The following is a 5,368-nucleotide window of genomic DNA, read 5'->3' on the forward strand; positions in this document are numbered from 1 at the left end:
TGGCTGGCCGTCAGGCTGGCGATGCCACAGGCATCCGTAGCGGAGGCCAGTTGGCCCACCGTCAGGGTCGCCGTACCGGCGTCGTCGCTCAGTACCACCGTTTGGGGGGTAACTGCGATGACGGGAGGGACCAGGTCCAATACAGTGACCGAACAAACCAACTCAGAAGTAAGGCCGTTGGCGTCAGTAGCTGAGAAGGTCACTTCTACTACACCGACATCACCGCAAGTAAGCATATCAGGATTGATAGAAGTCGTTGCTACTCCACAATTGTCCGTGGCCGTAAACTGATCAGCAATTTCATTTAGGTCAAACATGCCATTGGCGTCGAGGAATACCTCCAGACCACTACCCACAAGAACGACGTTGTCGACCGCAAATTTAGCTGGTCCGGTAAAGTCTTCCGGAATGGTTTGCTTAAAGGCGATGCGAACCTGCTGTCCGGCATACGCTGACAGATCAGCGGTATAGGATTCCCATACATTGTCGGTGTCAGTAGTACTAGGCATGGCCATTACGTCATGCAGGACCTCCAAAGTATTACCAGCAAGATCTTGTACTTCTACCATGTGGATACGAGTCATCGTAGCCCCGAAGGTGAGATCGTAGTCAATATTTTCGTCCCAACTTAGCATTCCATCAGTAGGCACATTTACGTCCTGAAATAAAATAGCTTCGCCGGCTTCACCGTCAAATCCATTAGAAGCGAGAGAACCACCATCAGTTGGTACTGCTGCGGTAAAGAAGCCTTCTCCGGTAGTAGAGGTCGCTCCAACTGCCCATGGGACAAAGGGGTCTGGATTATCAATAGCCGTCCAACCGGTGAAGTCACCGGTTTCAAACGATCCATTCTCTACTGTACTAACACCACTTGCACAAACAAGCACTGGTGCAATCATATCTTCTACAGTTACCGTGGCTTCGCAGGTGCTCGTTTTACCAGCAGCGTCTGTTACCGTCAGGGTAACGATGTTGGGGCCGATGTTTTCACAAGTGAAGGCGGTCATGCTCTCGGAGAACATTAGACCTCCACAAGTACTGGTGGAACCGCCATCGATCTGGGAGGACGTTGCATCAGCAGAAGCAATAGAAGCATCACCATTCTCATCAAGTTGAACGGTGATGTTCATACAAACTGCGGTAATAGTAGCTTCAGCATCACAGGACTCCCAAGCATTTGTCAGTGTTTCTCCCATGGTCTCTGTCACTGCCATATAGACACGACGACCATTAGTAACACAGTCTCCTTCCAAAGCCGAAAGGTCTTCAGCAGGAGCGGCACCAGGCGCTGAATATTGAAAGAAATAGCGAATCTCGGTACCTACTTCCACCTCAACGGTGGCACACCAAACATCAGGTCCTGTTCCGGGAGTTGTAAGGTTAGTAACACCGGCTACACCATCAATAATCAGGCGCTGGGCGGCATAATCTCCTACACAGGTAAAATCTGCACAGATGTTAACCATATTAGTCGGTGGACATACAGCAGTAGCTTCGCAAGACTCCCATGCATATAATAGCGTTTCATCCATGTCCGTTGCCGTATAGACACGACGACCATTAGTAACACAGTCTCCTTCCAACGCCGTAAGGTCTTCTGCCGGAGCGACACCAGGCGCTGAATATTGGAAGAAATAACGAATCTCATTACCTACGACCACATTAATGTCAGCACACCAAATATCAGTTCCTGCTCCAGGAGTTGTAAGGTTAACGACACCTACACCGTCAACAATCATGCGCTGGGCTTCATAACCTCTTTCACAGGTGAAATCTGCACAAATCGTGACTTGAGTGGTTATAGGAGCAGCTACACAAGAGGAGAAATACATGTTGTCGATGTAAAAATCGGCATCTCCGTTGGGCATTCCGGACAAGATAATTTGGGCAATATTATCCGTATTTATCAATCCAGTAAATTCACTCAATGGAATCTCATAAGAAATCCAGGTGTTCTGGGCCGGGTTAGCAAATACTACCTCATGCTCAGTATCGTCTCCACCGCCAAAATTCATATCAGCACCAAAATCAACCAATTTGATTCTGAATTGGGTGGCGTTGCCAGTCCAATAGTCAATATGGAAGGTTGTCATAGCCGAAGCGTCAACAAGGTCAGCGCCTGTTGTTTCGATGCCAAGGAAAGTTACGTTCTCGTAGAATTTAGCCGCATTACCTGAAATACTAACGTCAGTCAGCGTAACGGGTGCTTCGGACCAAGGGGTCAAAAAAGTAGAAACCGCAACATCCGTGTAGCTATCGCTAAACAAAGAGATTACCTGGCCTGCGTCGCAGGTAGGTGTTGGTGCTTGCGTTACGCAATTTGCTCCAGAGAAGTAAACGTTGTCAATGAACAGCGTACCTCCTCCGATCGGCTGACCGGATAAAATAAGCTGGTAGATATTCTCAGTGCTGTTAAGATTAGCGAAATCGGCTAAAGGAATATCATAGCTGTTCCATCCACCTTGCGTGGGCGTAAACTCAATCTCGTCTTCACTTTGGGGGAGTCCGTTTGCCGCACGATTTACCAATTTTACCCGGAAAATAGTCATGTTGGGCGTCCAGACATCAATGTGGAAATTAGTCATACCAGAAGCGTCAATGTCAGCTGCGGGCTCAATGCCTAAGAAATCGACATTGTCATAGCGTCGGGCTTCTGTGCCTGCAACGTCTACGATATCACCTCCAGTTGCTGAAGACCAAACGGTCCGCCAGGTAGCAACATCGATATCACCGTAGGCTTCGCTGAACATCGAGATGACGTCAGCTTGGTCACAGAAAGGTGCTGGAGCAGCTTCTGTTGGCGCTGTTGGAGGACAGACAGCTGTTGCCTCACAAGATTCCCAGGCACTAGTTACCGATTCTCCTGGTCCGGCTGGCGTATAAGTACGACGACCGGTAGTTACACAGTCTCCTTCCAGCGCCGTGAGGTCTTCTTCCACAGCAGCGCCAGGAATTGAATAATTGAAGATGTAACGAACCTCGTTACCTCCAGTCACATCAACGGTAGCACACCATACATCAGTTCCTGTTCCAGGAGTTGTAAGGTTAACAACGCCCATGCCGTCAACAACCATGCGCTGGGCTTCGTATCCCGTTTCACAGGAGAAGTCTCCACAGATTTCGACTTGCGTGGTTTGGGCAAATAAGCCAGGCCCGCTACAACAGAGCAGGCATAATAAGGCCATTAGGCCCCAATTGGGTAAAAACTTCTTCATGGATCGTCTATTTTCTAAAAAATTATGATTGAAAACTTCTTTTATTTCATGACCAACACTTCACCTGAAACCTTTTCTACGTGGCCATCGGTGAATTCCACCTCGGCTACGTAAAGATAAACACCTTCGCCAACTGGCTGTCCTTGTCTATCGCCAAGCCACCTGGTAGCAGGTGAATTTACAGGCTGATTAGTTACGCTGAATAGATTCGCGCCCCAGCGATCGTAAACGTTGAGGCTTCTGATAGTGGTCAAATCCGGACCACCTTGCACTTCAAAATGGTCATTAATGCCATCACCGTTCGGTGAAAATACGTTAGGAATGTAGATTTTCCTTGTTTCGTTAACAATAACTGTAATATTATCTGATGCCTCACAGCCGTTTTCATCGATTGCGGTGATCGAATAGGTCGTTGTTTGGGTCGGCTTCACAACCGGATCCAAGCAATTGAGGCAGCTTAACCCCGCAACATTCTGCCAAACGGCACTATCTACTGAAGCATTTGCAACCAGGTTAAACTGCAGGCTGTCACCAATTGCTATGGTGAGGTCAGGGCCAAGGTTAACGGAGAAGTCACAGGGAACACCCGAACAAGGCGTGCATATTGTTCCGTCACAAGAGAGAATGGTTTGCTGGTCATTTGCGGTAGATGCATCACCGTCATTACACGGGACAACCTCAGTTGCACCGTTCGAGCAATCTTGCGGGGTACCGGCACAAGGGACGCAGATACTTCCATCGCTATCCAACACCGTCTGTAAGTCATTTACGGTACAAGGATCATTGTCGTCACACGGAATGATGCTTGTTGCTCCGGTGGAGCAATCTACCGGAACACCTGCACAAGGAATACAAATAGCCCCATCACAATCTAGGATTGTACTTACATCATTGAGGGTATTAGGATCTCCGTCATCACAAGTAACCACACTGGTTGTACCCGAAGTACAGTCCTGGACAATGCCGGCGCAGGGAATACAAACGCTGCCATCACAATCCAGGATCGATTGTACATCGTTAATGGTACAAGGATTCCCATCATCACAGGCAACTGTAGAAACCGTACCACTGTCGCAATCAATTGGCGTACCCTGACATGGTACACAAACAGCAGCAGGGTCACAAGATTCTACTGCAACTACGTCATTTTCGGTACAGGGGTTACCGTCGTCGCACGGAAGCATCATAGTGTCCACACAGGTTTGAGGGACATAAACAAGGGTAAGACATATTTCATATTCCAATGCTGCCAAACCGTCAGTTATCGCATTTCCATTTGAAGGACAAGCCGCAGAAAAATCTGTTGCCGGGATGAGGTCCACGCCAATTACATCATTGGGGTTAATGCTGTTGCAATCGGTGAGCGTCATCGCATAATCGCCCGGAGTAGTCGCACCGCCACCAAAGTTGCCACATCCCGGTGTAAGTACATCCTGAATAATCGTACAAATTCCCGGAGGTGTAAGAGCACAGTTCAACAAAACGTTGCCGTAGATCGGGATGCCATTACAAGCTGAGGAAGAAGTCAGGCTTTGGAGATTAATCCCAATCTCTAAAGATGAAATCGTGGTTGTATTTGAGCTACAAGGCAGATCTGGAATAGTGAAGTTGTGCAAATAACCTTCGTTCACAATGGGCAGGTTCGCATGTGACCAATCGTTTCTATCCGGTCCAATTTGTGCTTGTTGTACGGTTTGGCAAATCTGAATGGTAATTTCAGGTGCTTCACAGTCTAAAAATTCACCGGTACAAGGTTCACAAACACTACCGTCACTTGCAAGAATGGTCACCCTGTCATTAATGGTACAGGCATTACCATCATCACAGGCTTCTGTAGTTGTTACGCCTGTATTACAATCACCTGGGGTACCCTGACATGGGATACAAATGTCACCATTACAATCAAGGATGGTCTCCAGGTCATTGAGAGTATTAGGGTCCCCATCGTCGCAGGAAACTGTACTCGTGGTTCCAGTAGCACAGTCCTGGGCTACACCCGCGCACGGCACACAAATGGTACCATCAGCGTCAAGGACAGTCTGGACGTCTCCGTCGGTACAGGCATCTCCGTCGTCGCAGGGAAAGACGGTCGTCGTTCCGTTGGAACAGTCTACTGGGGTGCCCATACAAGGGACACAAACTGAGCCATCACA

1 protein-coding gene and 1 pseudogene are annotated in these 5,368 nt (G+C 48.4%); both read right to left on the minus strand.

Going from position 1 to position 5,368, the window contains the following annotated elements; translation table 11 throughout:
- Window positions 1-3,215: pseudogene (locus B036_RS32650) on the minus strand (hypothetical protein); the annotation flags it as partial.
- Between the two features lie 41 nt (window positions 3,216-3,256).
- Window positions 3,257-5,368 (minus strand): T9SS type B sorting domain-containing protein (locus B036_RS34695; RefSeq protein WP_169435098.1); only part of this gene is annotated, 2,112 nt, incomplete at its 5' end.

The sequence above is a fragment of the Neolewinella persica DSM 23188 genome, from assembly GCF_000373105.1.
In the GTDB taxonomy this organism is placed as follows: Bacteria; Bacteroidota; Bacteroidia; order Chitinophagales; family Saprospiraceae; genus Neolewinella; species Neolewinella persica.